Here is an 18,991-nt window from a genome sequence, read left to right as displayed (position 1 = left end):
TGTCTGGCTGTGTCATGACACCCTGCTATAATCTTGTATTAACTCAGCCTGCTTACGGCTGGTATGGAAAGGATGCATGTGGACATGCAGCGAAAAATCAATCTTCTCCTGGTCCTGTTCAGCCTGATTGGCGGGGCAGTGGGCTTTGCGGCAGGGGAAATCATGCTGCGTCAATGGCTTGGGGAAATGCCGCGTCTGTTGCTGATGGGCTTATACTTTGGCGTACTGGCGCTGAGTGTGGGGTTATTCTGTTTGATCGCAGAGATGATCTCACCCAAGCTGAATGGCGCATCATGGAAGCTTCGATATCTGGGACTGTCGTGGAAATTGCTTGTTCCGGCAACGCTGGCTCTGTTATTTGTTGTTGGACTCGCTCTGCAATTGTTGTATCAGATCAATCCGGGCGGTGTGAAGCAAGTGAAGGACATCGTACTGATGATCGACAACTCGGGCAGCATGAGCGAGACAGATCCGGATAACGGACGCTTTGAAGCAGCCAAGACACTGATCAGCCAAATGGAGAGTGACAAACAGGTAGCTGTCATTACCTTTGATGACCAGCCGCAGTTATTGCAACCGTTTATTGCGCTGGATAGTGAAGCGGCCAAGAATGAGGTTTATAGCAAAATCGATGGCATTGTCACAACTTCGGGCGGCACCAATTTTGATGCCGTGCTGCGGGAAGGCATGGAACAGATTCAGGGCAAACAGGACCCGAAACGTGGTACGGTCGTCATCTTGTTATCCGATGGCTTCAGTGAAGCGGATACGGCAGATATTTTGTCCCAATATAGCAGTGAACAGATTTCTATTAATACAGTCGGCCTAAGCCTGGTGGACCCATCGGGTACGGATCTGTTGCGTAATATTGCCCAGCAAACGGGTGGCATGTACTATGATGTACCGGATTCCGGTGGTCTGAATCTGGCATTCCAGCAGATCTACGATACGATCGATGAACGGACGCTGGTGACGGAGCGTACAGGTATGATGGAACATAGCGTTTATCTGGCGATTTTCCGTGTTGCAGCCGTTCTGCTGATTGGAGTGGCACTAGGTGTATCACTCGGACTTGTATTCGATAACCGTCACCTTGCGTTAAGCTTCGGTATTGGTGGTGCGGTGTCGGGTCTACTGGCAGGGCTTCTGCTGGAATGGGGACTCGACGGCTCGAACGTGGGTGATACATTTGTACGACTCGGTGCGATACTAATTTTGTCTGGCGTGTTGACCCTCTTCTCCTGGATTGTTCCGATTAAGGAGAACACGCCGCGGAAGAGCCGGGGTCGTCGTGAAGCTGGCGGCGGAACTTCTTCTGCCGAAGGGTTTGGTCAAAGACCAAGAGATACACGCAGCAAAGGATTCTAACGTCGGGAGGCCAATGGAATGCGGTTTACGGATGCAGACCCTTCGACACCCTTGATTCGAAAACTGACACTTGCGGTGGACGAAGGGCGTTGTACACTTCGCTGGCTCTGGCCGGAACGGGTAGAAGCTGTGTATGTGGAACGGCTGGAGCTGGATATGATGAGCGATGATCGTACCAGGGAAGAGCTTGCACAGGGCAAGCTGAAGCTGTACACAAGAGAGGAATATAAGGCGAGCAATGGTTACACGGATCGGATCACAGGTTTTGGTGCCATCAAGTACACGGTGTATGTGTGTCAGATGCAGGAAGACGGGCCTGTGCTGATCCGTCAACGAGATGAAGACAACATGGTGATTGCAAGCGCAGGGAAAGCGGATATTCGCTTTTCCATTCGCTACAAGAGCGGCTTTTTTCAGAAACGAAAAAGTGTATTGATCACCGTCACAGCGGAGGTGCCTGTTCCAAAGGAAGCCCTCTGTTATGTTCGCAAGCAGGGCGGGGTACCGCTGAATAAGGAAGATGGTACGGTGTATCCTTTTGTGAGTGATTTTGCTCCCGGAAGAAATGAGATGCCGCCCGTTGAAGTTGCCAAGGATGATTATGTGCGATTATTCTTCACGGACGGACCGAAATATGGAGCCGCCTATCGGCTTATATCAGACTAGATAGTTGGACTAGCGATTGGAATGTTACTCTGTCATCGTAGTGCAAGTGTAAATCACCTTAGTCTGACTGATCAGGGGAGGGGAGTGGCTATGAGCTTTTTTAGTCGGTTTTTGAAGAGACAACAGCCGGAGGAACGTCCGCTGTTTTATGATATTGTGTGCCCTTATTGTTTCAGTAAGTTTTCACCGGAAGAGGTAGTGTTCCGCGCCGCCCATCACCGCGATGATGATGAGGACTACGCACTCGGGGAAGATGCAAAGTTGAATCGGTATCGCGAAAGGTTCGGACTTGACACGGTATTTGATATGGAGGCCGTATTGGCTCCGCATGATGTACCGGAGGAACACCGTATTTATTCCGATAACATCGTGATGGGGCTGAACGATCGGTATGGTGTCGTTACACGCCGCCGGTTGTGTCCGCAATGTCATAACGAGCTACCTGTTACGGCAGGTAAAGCACCCAGCAATATCATTTCCATTATCGGTGCATCCCAGGTGGGGAAATCCGTCTACATGACTTCATTAATTCATACATTGCAGCATTATACGGCTGATCATTTTGACGCGGCTTGCATGCCATTGAATGCGGAGATCAGCCGCCGGTTCCGTGCGGATTATGAAGAACCGTTGTTTGAACGGGGCGATCTGCTGGATTCCACACAGAAGGAAAAGTTGCAGGAGCCGTTTATCTTCCAGTTTGTGTTCAAGGACGAAGATAAAGCGCCGCTGACACTGGTATTCTTTGACGTTGCGGGTGAAGGTATGGTGGAGCAGGATTATCTCGGACTTCACGGGCAGCACATCAAGAACTCGGCAGGTATCCTGTTCATGGTGGACCCGCTTCAGATTCGTTCGATTCGGGACAAAATCCGCATTAACCTGGGCAACGAGCCGGGAGAGTGGACACCACGATACGATGAGCCACGCGACGTGGTGCTGACGATGTTTGGAGATTTTATCGCGTATCAGGACAAAGCCAAAACGAATATTCCCACAGCTGTTGTGCTCACCAAAAGCGACATGCTGCATTCCCTCAAGGATGAAGAGGGGGATTATATCAAATCCAACAGTAACGTCTTCCGCAACATGGTTCACCGCGATTGGTTCGACTTAACCGAGTTCGAGAATATCGACGGGGAGATCCGCCGTTTTATCGAGAAGGTGGACCGCCCGTTCAAGGGCACGATGGATGTGTACTTCAAGGATACAGCCTATTTCGCAGTCTCTGCGCTGGGTAGCAATCCGGTGGATATGAAATTGCAGGGTGTGGTTAGCCCGATCCGCGTGGATGAACCCTTCCTGTGGCTGTTGTACAAGCTGAAGTACATTGAGGGGAGAGTGGGATGATGCGTTCTTCCGTAACCCCGCCCATTGAACAACAGCTGTATACCCGAGAGCGGCGCGGGGTGTTTCGCACAACAGAGGGGTTTGATACGGTTGCGGCATCGCCGGGACTGGACCCTTCTTTTATCAAAAGAGTGCTTCACCCCTACTGTGTCTATGACGCTCCAGCGGAGCTAACAGGCCGTAGCGAGAAGGACGAGACGAAGTTTCCGGCTTCCATTCACCTGCTTCATCTGGAGAGTGGAGAGACGATTCTTGGCCAAAATGTGTACCAGTCTGCGGATTTCACCGGGCTGCGCAGTGCCTTTTTTGCACATAATTACGTCTTGTCTCCCGAACGCTCGGAAGAGCAGATGAAACAAGGCGGCTGGCTGGATGCCGTGTTTGCCACGTCCTATGACATCGAACAAGGTACAGTTCTGCCAGCACTTGCTGAATTGCCTATATCATCTATGAGCGGACAGGGTGGGGCGACCGATGCTGGCGTAGGATCACCAATTCAAGTGCTGAGCGCCTTGAAGATGAACGAAGTGCTGTTCAAGCGCCTGCTCTATGCGGTAATGCAGTCTGTAGCGACACGCAGAAAAGTATACATTGCGCTGGACCTTCCCGCAGAGGAAGTGACCGCAGGGGCCAAAGGATTGCTACGTTTGCTGTACACGGCTTTACCATACGCATTCCGGCGGCAACTGGGATTCATGACGTTTGCCAAGGAGCCACAGGCCAAGAAGGGCATTCACGTCCAGTTTGTAGAGCGGGGGACGTTACGTCCGAAAGACCGGAATACGGAGAAGGATTTCACCTTTGATCTGGTATCCGGCAGAGTGACACATGCGGATGCATCTGTGGCGAAGTTACCTTATGCGGAATTCGCCTGGGCTTTATTGCAGGAACCTGGTGCGGCGGATGCGTTCTATACATTTGCGGATGAGATGCTGTCCGGCATGGAGCCTGGTCGGGAACTTTCCATTGAAGCGTATGGCGAACTTGCGGTGTTCTATGGTCTTGAACAAGGCATGGAAGACCTGTATTTGGATAACAAAAGTCATGTCCTGAGTGGCTTGCTGACCTATTTGAAGCCGGATGGTGGATTACAGCAACGTTCCCGTCTGAACGAGCTGTTCCTGACCTTGCTCAGCAGGGAACTGGACAGCGTGAAGCGTGAGAACGTACCCGAAGAAGACGTCGCAGCTCGCATTGGAGAGTATTTCAGTGTTGCCGCGCCCGTGGTGCAATCCCGGATTGTGGACTATTTCATCTACGGTGTGAATAATGCTCGCGCCCAGAAGCGTATGCGTGCTGTGCAGGAATTGTATGCTGTGCTGGATCGGGATCCGCAGCTGAATCAAGCTTTCTTTGATAAAGTGCTGGCCAATGAATCGCTTACCAAGCTGTTGTTCGAGCCTTATCTGGACAATCAGCTGAAACGCACGGAATCGGCAGCGAACGTTGTTGAAGTGATCCGAAGATGGGTTACGTCCCATCCATCTGCGATCCACTACAGCTTCTTGCAGGAGCGGACAGCCAATGAGCTGCGTGAACGGTTATGTTCTGCGCCTAATCCGGTACAGTCTGCGAATGAAGCCCTCCAGCGTGTTAGCATACTGGATCGGGTATCCGCTGATGTCACTTATGATACAGGCATTACGGCACGAATTGGTCAATCGGAAGCTACAGCCCGCCCTAATCGCAAAGGGGGATCTCCGTCTGCCAGTCAAGATCCGGCGTATCAGGAGGAGTTAACCCGCCTTGCAGACAAGCTTGCTTATGTCATTAACCTGTTTATGATTCAGGATCTGGATCTGGAACGGGTTAACCGTGAACAGCTGTTAAGCATTGATATTTTGCAGCATGGTAATGAGGTTCGGGATTGGGCGGCACGTCAAGGTTCTGATGTATCTGCTCGAACGAACATGATGCTGGCTGCGAGAGTGTGGCTTAGTGGCGAGGGGAATGAAGAAGAGGCATTGGAGGCACTTTCCCTGGCAGAACGCAATGAACTTCAACGCTGGACGCGTCGCTGGCTTGCCGGAGAGCTGCAGGCTCATCCGGGGATCGCAGCATATGAAGCTTTACCGATGGCTTTTTATCGGGGAGGAAGCGGCAGCAATCGGTTGGATTATCCCGGCCTGATTGAATTCATCCGCACCAATGCAAGTCGTGCTGAAGGACTGTATCCATTCTTCGAATGGTCAGGAGATCATCGGATGTTTGTCCGGGGTTCCAATGTGCATAAAGGATATGCGGATGCGATCATGGCGTATTTCAAAGCCCATGACCGTGAAGCTTTTAAGTCGAAGTCAGCTTTCAAACCGTATTACGTGAGAGCCAGCAAGACAATGAAGCCGGTCTATGACCGTGCGAAGACGGAATTGTCCTCTCCACTGGTGCGGATGCTAACGGGTAAAAGGAAAAATCTGTTCGGATTAATCCTCTTGATCCTGGTTCTTGGTATTGCGGGCGGTACATATGCATGGATGAAAGATTCTGTAGAGCCGCCAGCGGCATCCCCTCCATCTACCCAGGAGCCTGTCATACCGGCTGAACCTGAGGTGCAGCTAGCGGAGCAGATTGCTTATATGATTCCTGCGAGTGAACAGGAGGGTACGCAATCACCTGCTCAACTGGTGATCCGTTTCAGGAACGATACGGGAAGCACTGAGTTTGAACAAGGCAAACTTCAGTTGACGATGAAGGATGATAGTACTCAGGAGTTGGTTACTACAGGAAAATGGGAGAGTTTTAATCGGAACGAGGAGCCAGATAACCAAGTTCCTTCCAATAGTAGTTCAGGAAGTACTTCCGAAGGGAGCAAGGATGGCTCATCAGCGGGAAACGCGGGGAACACAGAGCAGACGGAGGATGGCGATCAACAGGCCGATCCTTCAACATCAGGTGATTCCACTTCAGATCCTGCTACCGATACAACAACGGATACAGGGACGAATGGATCGTCTAATGCTGCGAGTGGAGACACGGATCAAGGTACGGATGCAGATCAAGTTACTGGTTCCACATCACCTGACACATCTGTATCCAATGAACAGGATGCGGATGCGAACAATCCTGCACAGATGTCTATTGGAGAGGTAGATCGTCTCTATCCGTATGGATTGCAGATCGATCTTCCGGCGAATATGGATGCCGAGAGCATTGTCAGTGTGAAGAGTACGCAGGGCAATATGACAGTGATCCAATTGATGCCGCAGCCTAATTAAGCTGTAAATCATATTATTTGAGCGTGTTGCATAGATTCATTAAGTGTCTTTTGATCCAATAAGGAAAAATGCTGGCTTCATACCTTATTAAACGAACGTATGTGAGATGACCTTGAACTTTAGATTTCAAGGTCATCTTTTTTTATTTGATATGGCGGATGAATATATTGAACTAACATTTACACAAAAACGGAGAGGGCAGAAATACCCTGAAGAAGTGAAACGTTCGCCTTTATCCCCGGATGTACCCACTAAAAAAGGATGAAAAAATCTGGGGATAACAGCGATCAGAAGGTTGTTCTGTCATCGGAGTGGCTAGTGTAACTATCCTTTAGTTCAATTTATACAGCCATTGCATGAAAAAAACTCACACATTCACAATTCAGACACAAAATTTGCGATTCAAGAGTTTAAAAGACAGTCAGAAGTGATAAAGTGCGCGGAATGAATGAGAAAAGATCTCATGTGTACTTGGGAAAAGAGCGGGATTTCTGCTAGAGAAAGACCAAATAAAGCACGAAAAGAGAAGAAAATTTGGTTTTTTATGTTGACAAATGATAATGATTATCAGTATCTTTAGTGTAGAAGATATTTGCGTCGGAAATACACAGAATTACAATTTCGTTTTTGTTGTCATAGCCGGATTACATAACCGGGATAAATGAGAGAGGGATGATCGCATGTTTCGTCTGGAGACGACCAAGCTGGATATCGCTTATGAGGAAAGACTAATTGTAGAGGATCTGAATATTCAGATTCCCCAAGGAAAAATTACAGCACTTGTTGGGGCCAATGGTTCAGGGAAGTCAACCATCCTGAAAACGATGGCACGTATTATGGCTCCAAAAGCAGGTAATGTATTGCTCGACGGGAAGTCCATCCATAAACAGTCCACGCGTGAAGTTGCCAAGCAACTTGCGATTTTGCCACAGAATCCAACAGCCCCTGAAGGTCTTACCGTTACTGAACTGGTATCGTATGGTCGCTTTCCTTATCAAAAAGGATTTGGCTCCATGCGTGCGGAAGACAAACGGATGATTGAATGGGCTATCGAAGTGACAGCCATGACTGAATTCCATGATCGTCCGATTGATCAACTGTCCGGTGGACAGCGTCAACGTGCCTGGATTGCCATGGCACTTGCACAAGAAACAGATATCCTTTTCCTGGACGAGCCGACTACGTTCCTGGATATGGCTCACCAGCTCGAAGTATTGCAATTACTGGAGCAACTGAATGCCACAGCCAACCGTACCATTGTTATGGTTGTGCATGACTTGAATCATGCTTCCCGCTACGCACATCACATGATTGGTATCAAAAAAGGTAAAGCCATTGCTCATGGTTCACCTGTGGAAGTCATGAACTCGGATGTGCTTCGTGAAGTATTCAACATTGAAGCAGATATTGTGATTGATCCGCGTTCCGGTGTACCGCTCTGCTTGCCTTACGCTCTTGCAGGCGAACGCCAGCAATCGAAGACGCCAGAGCAGATGGTCATGAACAGTGCGATGGTTCATGCTGGAGGACGGACAGAACCACGTGTTCAAGCGACAGGAAGTTAATAAATTGGGCCATATGTGGTCCTTACATTATAGAATGAAGCCGCTGTGCGCTATCGCAGGCGGCTCTTTTGCATTCATGGGGAATTTGCAACGCATGGGAGCAAAGGGAACGTATAGACCCGGGATTTGGTAATCGCATTGGATCAGGTCTATAATAATAGGACAGGCTGTGAGTTCATTGGTTATGCCAACGTGCTCGCAACAGCCCAAACCAACATATGTCATGGGAGGAATCAGTCATGTCCGTATATTCATATCAGGCGGTAACCACCGCGAACCAGGAAGTCTCACTGGATCTGTATCAAGGTAAGGTATTGGTCATTGCCAATACAGCCAGCAAGTGTGGGCTGACCCCGCAATACGGTGAATTGCAAAAGCTTTATGATCGTTATCGCGATCAAGGCTTGGTTGTACTGGGTTTCCCTTGTAACCAGTTTGGAGGGCAGGAGCCAGGTACAAGTGAGGAAGCGGAATCATTTTGCCAGATTAACTATGGTGTGAATTTCCCGGTGTTTGCCAAGGTAGATGTGAATGGTGAGGACACTCATCCCCTGTTCCAATACCTGAAGGAGCAACAACCTGGCGTAGGCGAAACAAGCGACATCCAATGGAACTTCACCAAGTTCCTTGTTAACCGTGAAGGTGAAGTGGTAGGTCGTGTTGAACCGAAAGAATCTCCGGAGACAATGATTGCAGATATCGAGAAATTGCTCGGTTAAACCATGAGCGTTTGAGAAGCCTGTTCTTGCATAAGCAAGATGGGCTTCTTTGGTTATTTTATATACGTGGCTTTATTCTCTTCACAGGTAGGCGTTGCTCCATAGAGACCTCTAACTTTATGCGCCGATACAGGGATTACGGAAGCCATTACATAGCATAAACCGACCCGAATCCGGGGACAATGAAATCAATACAATGAAGGGAAGAAAGGCTTAAATACAGGGAAATGACCTCCTTCGACAAACTTTTTTTGCACAACCTATTGCAATGTGAAAAAGATCACATTATAATGAGTGTATAAAGTGAAATAAATCACATACACAGTTTCGAATAAGAAGTGAAATATTTCACAACCACAATAACATTATATTCAAACTCATTTATATATTTCGAGGAGGAACTTTTAATGAAAATCGCAGTTATCGGATGTACACACGCAGGGACCGCAGCCATCGTAAATACCGCCAAATTGTACCCGGATGCTACCATCACCGTGTATGAGCGCAATGACAATATCTCCTTCCTATCTTGTGGCATTGCGCTCTACGTAGGTGGGGTTGTGAAAGACCCTGACGGTTTGTTCTATTCTTCGCCTAATCAACTGGCAGAGCTTGGTGTTGAGACCAAGATGCTTCACGAAGTTACAGCAGTCGATGCCAAGGGTCATACCCTTCAGGCTAAAAACCTGCAAACCGGGGAAGAATTTGAAGATACGTTTGACAAACTGATCGTGACAACCGGGTCATGGCCTGTCGTTCCAAAGCTTGAAGGCATCGAGATGGATAACATCTTACTTTGTAAAAACTACAATCATTCCAACACAATTATTGAAAAAGCCAAAGATGCCAAACGTGTTACTGTTGTAGGTGCAGGATATATCGGCGTAGAGCTGGTGGAAGCTTTCCAAATGAATGGCAAGGAAGTTACTCTAATTGACAGTGTGGACCGGATTTTGAACAAATACCTGGACCCTGAATTCACGGATGCGATCGAAGATACGTTGACTGGACGCGGCATCAAGCTGGCTCTTGGTCAAACAGTACAGAAGTTTACTGGAGAGAATGGCAAAGTGACCAAGGTGATTACGTCCAAAGGAGAGTTTGAAACCGATCTGGTTATTCTGTGTATTGGTTTCCGTCCAAATACAGAGCTGCTCAAAGGCCAAGTGGATATGCTGCCAAACGGCGCAATCATCGTGGATAAATATATGCAAACGAGTCAAAAAGACGTCTTCGCTGCGGGTGACAGCTGTGCTATTCATTACAACCCAACAGGCAAAGCATCTTACATTCCACTGGCAACCAACGCCGTGCGGATGGGTACACTCGTGGCCCGTAACCTGGTTCGTCCTACGACACCGTATATGGGTACACAAGGAACATCGGGTATCAAAATTTATGAGCAAAATATCGCGGGTACCGGGATGACGGAAACGTCTGCTGCTGATGAAGGTCTGATTGTTGAATCTGTCGTACTGGAAGACAGCTACCGTCCGGAGTTCATGCCAACGGCTGAGAAACTGTTGCTCAAAGTAGTATATGAGCAGGCTACTCGTCGGATCGTCGGAGCACAGGTGATGTCTCAGGTTGATCTGACCCAATCGATTAATACGATCTCGGTCTGCATCCAAAATAACATGACCGTAGATGAGCTGGCCTTCATCGACTTTTTCTTCCAGCCACATTACAACAAACCATGGAACTTCCTGAACACGGCGGGTCTGCAAGCACTGCCTCCAATAGAAGTAAAAGCACCAGCAATGGTGTAAGGAAGCAGAATAGATGGTTTAACAGCGATCTTGATAAACGCCATACAAAGATAAGTCATGCTTATCTGTAAATATAAGGTGTACAATAACTGCCAGGAATACGAAACAAGGCGGACGATTATAAGCAAAAAGAAGACTGGCGATTAAACGTCAGTCTTTTTTTGTGGTTTTTTAGCATCAAAAGGCCTTATATACTCTTGCTGACTTAACTATTCCAAGACACTCTTAAAGTATCTTTTTAAATTACATTGTGATAATTTGCACAAAGTTTCATGCAGTACCAAGATACAATTGAGATATGGCATTCAACGTATAACTTATGAATTTCAGATGGTTTTATCCAATGATGAACAATGAAGGAGAGGATGGATGATATGGCAGCAAAAACACCTCTTGAGGTTGCACAATATACGGCGCAAACAGGCATGAAGAAGGCTCAATATCCGGTGTCTTCTGTATTGGTGCTTAGTTTCATGGCAGGTGCATTTATCGCGCTGGGTTTTCTACTGGATATCCGGGTGATTGCTTCTGCGCCAGCTGAGTGGGGGAGTCTGGTCAATCTGATTGGAGCGGCAGTGTTCCCGGTTGGACTAATCATGGTGCTCATAGGTGGTGGCGAGCTGCTGACAGGTAACATGATGGCAGTTCCGCTTGCTACGATTGCAAGAAAATTATCCGTGGGTAGCATGTTGAAAAATCTAACCTTAGTGACGATTGGTAATTTTGTTGGAGCTTTGTTTGTCGCGTACGCGTTTGGACATGTGCTGGGCCTGACCGGAGAGGGTGTATATCTGGCGAAAGTGGTGGATATGGCTGGGCATAAGTTGCATGACGGCTTCCTGCAAGCTTTCATCTCTGGCATCGGCTGTAACTGGCTGGTGGCACTGGCCGTGTGGCTATCTTATGCATCCGATACGATGAGTGGCAAGGTACTGGGCATTTGGTTTCCAACGATGGCATTTGTGGCGATTGGATTCCAGCACGTTGTGGCCAATATGTTCCTCATCCCGGCGGCAATCTTTGAAGGGCATTATTCGTGGGGCCAATATGTGATGAATTTTATTCCGGTATGGCTCGGGAATCTGACTGGTGGTGCTCTGTTTGTAGCTGCAGCCTATTGGGTGGTGTACCTGCGCCAAGCTGAGCCGAAAGTGAAACCGGAGGCAGCAAGGTTGATCGAAGCTGTGGAGACGGAGGCTAGAGTGATGTTGAGCAAGCAGGCGTAGCGAGGTATATATATTCATGTAGAAGTGAAGACGATTCTGATCTTGCTCGGTTCATGGCGAATATGCTGTGATGGAGCAGGGCGGGATCGTTTTTTTTGTATGGGGTTTTTTGTTGGAGTTTAAACGCAAAATAAATTCGCCATGACAAGGTTCGGGGGAACGAAACCTGTTCATGGCGAATTTCGGGAGTGGTCCATGATATGGCATGAGGAGGAAGTGGGGAAACACTAGCCTAATGCCTTATTTTTAATTTACCCCTGATTTCTGAAGTTGAATCAAACTCAAAAACATTTTTTGAAAATAATTTAAAGCTGCTATAGCGGCAAATATGAAGCAAAAACATACTGTTCTCTTTACGCGATAACCTCGAAGAAGATATGATATAGGGATAGCTTTTGAAGAGGGGGAGCCTTACGATGATCGATCAGGAGAATGGTGTATTTGCGGCGGTGTGCCCGCTCGACTGTCCGGACACTTGTGGTCTGTTATTACATAAAGAGAACGGAAAAATTGTGAAGGTGGCAGGCAATCCGGATCATCCGATCACCAAGGGTGCCATTTGTAATAAAGTTAGAAATATGACTGAGCGGGTGTATCACCCCGAGCGTCTACAATATCCGATGAAACGTGTAGGAGCCAAAGGTGAAGGCAAGTTCGAACGAATCAGTTGGGATGAAGCGATTCGCGAGATTACGACCAAATTCACTGCATTGTCCGAAACCTACGGCCCGGAGAGCATCCTGCCCTACAGCTTTTACGGTAACATGGGCATTCTCGGCGTAGACGGTATGGATCGGCGTTTCTTCAATGCACTAGGTGCAAGTGTGCTGGAGCAGACGATCTGTAATGCCGCCGGAAATACGGGCTGGAAATATACGATGGGGGCCAACCGGGGAACGTTGCCGGAAGATACGGAACACGCGGATCTCATTCTGGTGTGGGGTGGCAATATCGTCAGTACAAATATGCACCAAGTCGTTTTGGCGGAGAAAGCCCGTAAGAAAGGCGCCAAGATCGTCGTAATCGACGTTCATCGCAATCGTACCGCACAGTGGGGCGACTGGTTTATTCCGCTGTATCCGGGCACGGACAGTGCACTGGCGCTAGGATTGATGCATGTGTTGTTCGAACGGGGACTAACGGATGAAGCGTTTATGCAAAAGTATACGGTGGGTCATGAGGCACTGCGTGATCATGTCCGCAGTTACACTCCTGAACGTGTTGCACGTATTACGGGCGTGCCGGAGGAAACCATTGTGGAGCTGGCCGAACTGTATGGCAACGCACAGGCAGCCCATATTCACATCGGCAACGGCCTTCAGCACCATGATAATGGGGGGATGAACGTGCGTAGCGTTGCATGTCTGCCTGCTATTACAGGGCAATGGCTGAAGCAAGGCGGCGGTGCCGTTCGCACCAACAGCTACGCGAGCACGAATAGCGACGCGCTCGAACGTCCGGAGCTGCGGCAGAATCCGGAGCCGCGAGTGGTGAACATGAACCGGATTGGGGAAGCGCTGCTGGAAGCGGAGCAGCCGATCCGGGCTATGATGGTTTACTGCAGCAATCCACTGGTGGTGGCACCGGATACCGAGCGGGTGGAGCGAGGTTTTGCACGGGAAGATCTGTTCACGGTTGTACACGATCTGTTCATAACGGATACCGCGAAATATGCAGATATTGTATTGCCAGCCACATCTTCATTTGAAGCGACGGACCTGTACACCTCTTATTGGCATCAGTACGTTCATCTGCAAGAGCCGGTGATTGCACCGATTGGGGAGAGCAAGAGTAATGTGGAACTGTTCTCACTGCTTGGGCAGGCTATGGGGTACGATCCTGCAATCTTCGGAGAAACACCGGAGCAGATGATTAAGGATGCACTCCAGGATACAGGCAATCCTTACATGAATGGAGTTACGTTAGAAGAACTGAAGGAACACCGATTCGTGAAGCTGGATATGACACCACATGCTGCATTTCTGGATCAGCTGCCTACGCCTTCAGGCAAAATCGAGTTGTATTCGGAGACGATGGAACAGCGAGGGCTTCCGCCGCTCCCTACCTATAGCGCTCTGATTGAAGGATATGATGGGGAGAATCCGGCTGGACCTGCCGATACTTATCCGCTGATGTTCCTATCGCCGCCGAACCATAATTTCCTGAACTCCACCTTTGGCAATTCAGCCAAACACCAGCGTTTGGAAAAGATGCCTCTTTTGCAAATGCACCCTGAGGACGCTAGCCGCAGAAACGTGGAGGATGGAGATGCAGTAGTCGTATGGAATGATCGTGGGCGTATCGAACTTACCGCCAAGGTGAGTGAAGCCATGCTGCCGGGAACCGTCATCAGCCAAGGTTTATGGTGGGATGGTGACGGCAAGAAGCAGCGAGCGAATTCACTGACGTCCAATCGCTTGTCGGACATGGGGAACGGGGCGACCTTTTTCTCGGCCACTGTTGAAGTGAAGCGTCAATGAGTGTGCTTGCAGCGTGATTTTTTTGAGGTAAGATGAACAAAGGCTAGAATTTGAGCAGGATTAAAGTGCAATAGATGTAACACTTCATAAAACCTTCGCTCTGGCTGGTTATGGTTATGCCGTCAGGGCAAAGGTCTATTTTGTATGGCTATTTGTTTGTGCAGAGGTACTAAGGAGAATGAATTAACGATGATGAGATGGCTGGATAACTATCCAAAAGAAGTGAGAATATTTTTATTAGCAAGTCTGGTTAACGCAACAGGCAGTGCACTGATGTGGCCGCTGACCACCATGTATGTGTTTGATGAGCTTGGACGGACGATGGCTAACGCGGGTTTTGTGATCCTGATTCAGTCCCTGGGTGGCATCTTCGGACAGTTGCTCGGAGGTTCGTTGTACCACAGAGTAGGCGTAAAGAAGCTGATTATTGGCTCACTGGCGCTTAATGCGTTTGGTTTGTTTGCGTTGCCCTGGATTAGTGCGTATTGGGTCGTATTTATATGTGCGATGGGCTGGATTGGTCTGTTTAGTTCATTGTCGCTGCCAGCGATTCAGGCCTTTATTGGCTTCCGATTTGCGGAGCGACGCGGTGAATTATTCAATGTTATCTATGTGGCGAACAATATCGGGGTAGCGATTGGTACGGCGCTCAGTGGTTTTCTGGCTGACTTTTCCTATCACCTCAGCTTTGTACTGAACGGAGTAACCTCAGCTGGGTTTGCGATTTTCTTCTGGTATTATCTGTCTCGGGTTGAACCGGATCAGGGGGAAGTACATCTGACGAAACGCAAAACCGTTCCCGATGGGCCGGGCGTCTGGGCATTGCTGGGTAATACCCGATTATATCTGTTTATGAGCTTGGGCGTGCTCTTCCTGTTATTCGGCAATTCCATCTGGAACACAGGTGTGTCCCCGTATATCATTTCTGAGGGTATGGAAAAAAGAATGTATGGTCTGCTCTGGACCCTGAACGGGGTGCTGATCTTTGTAGGCCAACCTTTCACCAGTTGGGTGAAACGGACCATGGCCCGTACCTCCACGGCCCAGATGACCGCGAGTGCGGTATTCTATGGCATGGCCTATATCGTCATGATTACCATGTACAGCTATCCGGGCATGGTGCTCGCAATGGTACTCGCCACGTTTGGAGAGATGCTGATCTCCCCTGCAACACCAGCATTTATCTCCGAGCATGCGGGCAGGGCAGCCCCTTTTTACATCGGGATATCGGGTGGAATTGGTGCTGTTGGACGGGTTATCGGACCCTACGCGATGGGGGTTATGTATGACAAACAGGGACTTATTCCTGTAGCGTGGCTGGCAACAGGCACAGCAGCTATTGCTGTACTTGGTTTTGTGCTGCATGCAGTGTTGAACCGTAATCGTGAAGTGAAGGAGTAGGGGATGGACGCCTAACAGATCTCATCGTGTTGGAGAGGATGCGGAAGGAAGAACGCGTTGAAGTGGACGGTAAATCCACTGTAATCTGTCTGCTCATCCGTAAATTACAGTTGACAAAAAAATATATTTATGCTATAATTTACATATAAAAATATTCCGTATATAATAAGATTCTCCTGGCCAGGGGAATCTTATTTTTGTACGGGAGGAATAAGTATGAAGCAAAATGAATCCAGTATCACATCATTGATTTCGACTTTTGGCCGAGCCTATCACAGCCAACATGACAGACCCCTCATTTTTGATGATTTTATGGCGAGATTGCTGATCTCTCCTCAAGAGTTTTCAGATATCAGCAATAACATGGTTAGAGGCATTCATTTTTTCAACCCGGATATGGCTCACCAGCTCAAGGACGACCCGGAAAAGGTTCTAAAATGGATTACCCAGGTACAGTTATCTCCAATAACTCTGGCTCGGGCCGCTTACTGTGAGCATGTACTTTTGCATGAAGTTGCGTTGGGATTGAAGCAGGTAGTTATTCTTGGCGCCGGGATGGATACGTTTGCTTTGAGGCATCCGGAATTGGAGGACACGCTGGATATCATTGAAGTGGATTATCCGGCTACACAGCAATTCAAGAAGGAGCGGCTGAATCAGGCCGAGCTGACTATTCCGAACAATCTTCACTTTGTACCCATGGATTTTACTCGCGAGCTTTCGAATGACAGCTTGACTCTTGAAGGGTTGAAGAAACGGAAGACGTTGGCTAGCCTCTTGGGTGTTTCGTATTATTTGCCCAAAAATGATCTGTTTAACGTGATTCGTCATGTGTTTGCGAACCTGCCAATCGGAAGCTCTATAGTTCTGGATTATGCAGATGAGCACCTTTTTGAGGAAAAAGGGATGTTTAATCGGGTTGAAAATATGATTAAATTGGCTGCAATGGGTGGTGAGCCGATGCAATCCGGCTACGCATATGTGGAGATGGAGGCCTTGCTTGATGAAGCAGGGCTGCTTATTTATGAGCATCTGACTCCCGAGGCGATTCAGGAACAGTTTTTCCAGGATCGAATCGATCATCTAAGGGCATTTGAAACGATACATTTCATTCACGCAGTAAAAAAATAAATCGTCCGGGCATGTATGGTCACCTATATAGCCCGTATTTGCATACAGCGGCAAACCTTCACCCTGTGGCAGGGTGAAGGTTGTTTGGTTTGATCAAAGGACCAACACAAACCATGATTCTGTAGCCAATAACATCACACGTGATACAAATGTTCAGAAATCAGACTTGTTAGGGTGCGATTCCATGTCATTCAACGTCCTCCCCTCTATTTGTGCATAATGCCCATATAATAGAATGGAACTGGTTAAAGGCAGGAGGATGCATACGATGTACAAGGTTTTGTTGGTCGATGATGAATTTATGATTTCGGACGGGATCTCCAGTGTGGTGAACTGGTCCCGATTAGGAACAGAACTGATTGGTATTGCTCAAGATGGATTGGAAGCGCTTGCTTCAATCGAGCAGCAACGCCCGGATATCATCATCTCGGACATCCGCATGCCGGGAATGGATGGATTACAGCTGGTTGAAGCTGTGGCAGAGAAGTATCAGCATATCTCATTCATCATGCTCACGGGTTTTACGGAGTTTGAATATGCGAAGACCGCCATGCAGTATGGGGTGAAGCACTACTTGCTCAAGCCCTGCAGTGAAGAGCATCTTGTACAGGCTATTAGTGAATTGGTCAGTGAGAAGCGAGAGTTGACCGATCAGGAGCGTTTTGTGCAGTCGATCCAATATAATCTGGAGCGTGTACTGCCACATGCCAAGGAATATTTTCTGAAAGAATTGGTGACCAACAGAACCTATGGGGTCAAGGAATGGAAGTATTTCGAGGAATTATTCGATGTACAGTTTCAGGATCAACGTGTGCGGTTGCTGCTGGTAGAGATCGAGGGGGATCATGAGTATTTGCACTTGTTCGCGGTGAAGAACATTGCCGAGGATATTTTTCACAATCCCATCTTAAGTGCCACGGTTGGAAGGCATGTGCTACTAATTATGGAGGACAAGTTGTCTGAAACGCAGTTGTTCCATAATATCGATGAGATTCGCGCCACATTTACCCGATATTATCATGACGATCTCACGATTGCCCTGAGCGAGCCAGGAGATCTTTCGCAGGCACGCCATTTGTACATGCAGACGCTAGTTTATCTCAATTACCGCTTTTACCTCGGTGAGGGCAGTCTCATTATGGAGCGGGATATTTACTCTCCCGGAGAGCGCATTCTTCCTGAGTTCGAATACGATCCGGAGCGGATGGTTACTGCAATCAAGGCGGGACACTGGCAGGAAGTCGGATCAGAGCTGAACCGGATGTTTCAGATGCTTGCCAGCTTGCGATACGATATATCCCAAACGAAGTCCTATCTTATTCAGATGTTTATGGAGATGATTCGACTCAGCGGCTCTGCCGAGATGAAAAGGTATATGGACCAGTTGCCAGGCATGATTGAATCCAGCACCCTGCATTCTTTTCAACAGTTTCTGCTTGCCGTTGCCAAGGAAATCACGCTGCGCCGCTATGAACAACATCGCTCGAGACAATCGCAGATGGTAGGTAGTGTGAAACAGCTGGTAGAGAAGCGCTACCAGGACGAGACATTGACACTCCAGTCCATCGCTGGGGAAATATACATGAATCCAGACTACATTGGCAAAATGTTCAAGAAAGAAACTGGAGAGAAATTTACGAACTATGTGTTAAGCTACCGCATTCGCAAAGCGTTGGAGCTTCTGGAGCAGGACGGGAACTGCACGGTATCCTCGCTTGCCGAGCAGACGGGGTTTGGTGCCAACTGGCCGTATTTCAGCAAAATGTTCAAGAAATATACGGGCTTCTCCCCTTCCGAGTATAAAAAGGTACCATAGACAGCGCTGCTGTCGCTTCTACATAGCTTCCTTTATATCCGATCCACATCCGACTCACATCTGATTTATGATCAGGCCCTGTACGCCATTCAACGGCAGCAGGGTCTTTTTTTGTCGGACGGAACTCGGTTTTGAACATCCATTTATCGGAAATGAGCATGGGAAGAAAAGGCGCTCGATTCTATCATTAGAAGTGTCATGTTAGTGAATGAACATCGAGAGTGGAGGTTGAGTGGATGGAGCTGAATCGAAGCCGGGGGATTGAACCTGGGCGTTTGAAGCCAG

Annotated in this window: 12 protein-coding genes; all 12 read left to right on the top strand. The window is 48.3% G+C overall.

Annotated features, from left to right (window positions below; genetic code table 11):
* Window positions 1-84 precede the first annotated feature (84 nt).
* The 12 genes from ACETMN_RS30915 to ACETMN_RS30860 all read left to right on the top strand — a co-directional run bounded on the left by ACETMN_RS30915 (window position 85) and on the right by ACETMN_RS30860 (window position 18,706).
* Complete coding sequence (locus ACETMN_RS30915) at window positions 85-1,368, top strand: vWA domain-containing protein (RefSeq protein ID WP_091012812.1); 1,284 nt, start codon at window positions 85-87, stop codon at window positions 1,366-1,368.
* A gap of 18 nt (window positions 1,369-1,386) precedes the next feature.
* Entirely contained in the window at window positions 1,387-2,034 is a 648-nt protein-coding gene (locus ACETMN_RS30910) for a beta-mannanase (protein WP_091012814.1), read from the top strand.
* 90 nt (window positions 2,035-2,124) lie between these two features.
* Complete coding sequence (locus ACETMN_RS30905; protein WP_024632789.1) at window positions 2,125-3,384, top strand: TRAFAC clade GTPase domain-containing protein; 1,260 nt, start codon at window positions 2,125-2,127, stop codon at window positions 3,382-3,384.
* Window positions 3,381-6,599 carry a hypothetical protein gene (locus ACETMN_RS30900; RefSeq protein WP_091012817.1) on the top strand — a complete coding sequence of 1,073 codons (3,219 nt, stop codon included), beginning with the start codon at window positions 3,381-3,383 and terminating at the stop codon, window positions 6,597-6,599. The genes ACETMN_RS30905 and ACETMN_RS30900 overlap by 4 nt, the downstream gene beginning before the upstream one ends.
* A gap of 680 nt (window positions 6,600-7,279) precedes the next feature.
* Entirely contained in the window at window positions 7,280-8,164 is an 885-nt protein-coding gene (locus tag ACETMN_RS30895) for an ABC transporter ATP-binding protein (protein ID WP_091012819.1), read from the top strand.
* Window positions 8,165-8,403: 239 nt separating this feature from the next.
* On the top strand, window positions 8,404-8,883 hold the full coding sequence (locus ACETMN_RS30890) for a glutathione peroxidase (RefSeq protein ID WP_047840764.1): 480 nt from the start codon (window positions 8,404-8,406) through the stop codon (window positions 8,881-8,883).
* 407 nt (window positions 8,884-9,290) lie between these two features.
* On the top strand, window positions 9,291-10,652 hold the full coding sequence (locus tag ACETMN_RS30885; protein ID WP_091012820.1) for an FAD-dependent oxidoreductase: 1,362 nt from the start codon (window positions 9,291-9,293) through the stop codon (window positions 10,650-10,652).
* A 374-nt stretch (window positions 10,653-11,026) separates the two neighbouring features.
* On the top strand, window positions 11,027-11,878 hold the full coding sequence (locus ACETMN_RS30880; RefSeq protein ID WP_091012821.1) for a formate/nitrite transporter family protein: 852 nt from the start codon (window positions 11,027-11,029) through the stop codon (window positions 11,876-11,878).
* A gap of 416 nt (window positions 11,879-12,294) precedes the next feature.
* On the top strand, window positions 12,295-14,358 hold the full coding sequence (locus ACETMN_RS30875) for a molybdopterin-dependent oxidoreductase (RefSeq protein WP_091012823.1): 2,064 nt from the start codon (window positions 12,295-12,297) through the stop codon (window positions 14,356-14,358).
* Between the two features lie 192 nt (window positions 14,359-14,550).
* Window positions 14,551-15,759 (top strand): MFS transporter, encoded by a 1,209-nt coding sequence (locus ACETMN_RS30870; RefSeq protein ID WP_411736449.1) that lies wholly within the window; start codon window positions 14,551-14,553, stop codon window positions 15,757-15,759.
* A gap of 216 nt (window positions 15,760-15,975) precedes the next feature.
* Window positions 15,976-16,890, top strand: a complete 915-nt coding sequence (locus ACETMN_RS30865; protein WP_091012826.1) for a class I SAM-dependent methyltransferase — start codon at window positions 15,976-15,978, stop codon at window positions 16,888-16,890.
* 268 nt (window positions 16,891-17,158) lie between these two features.
* Window positions 17,159-18,706 (top strand): response regulator, encoded by a 1,548-nt coding sequence (locus tag ACETMN_RS30860; RefSeq protein WP_091012828.1) that lies wholly within the window; start codon window positions 17,159-17,161, stop codon window positions 18,704-18,706.
* The last annotated feature ends 285 nt before the right edge of the window (window positions 18,707-18,991 follow it).

Source organism: Paenibacillus sp. M2 (genome assembly GCF_046713495.1).
Taxonomy (GTDB): Bacteria; Bacillota; Bacilli; order Paenibacillales; family Paenibacillaceae; genus Paenibacillus; species Paenibacillus amylolyticus_B.
Note: the sequence above shows the minus strand (reverse complement) of the source record. Positions and strands in the feature narration are given on the sequence as shown.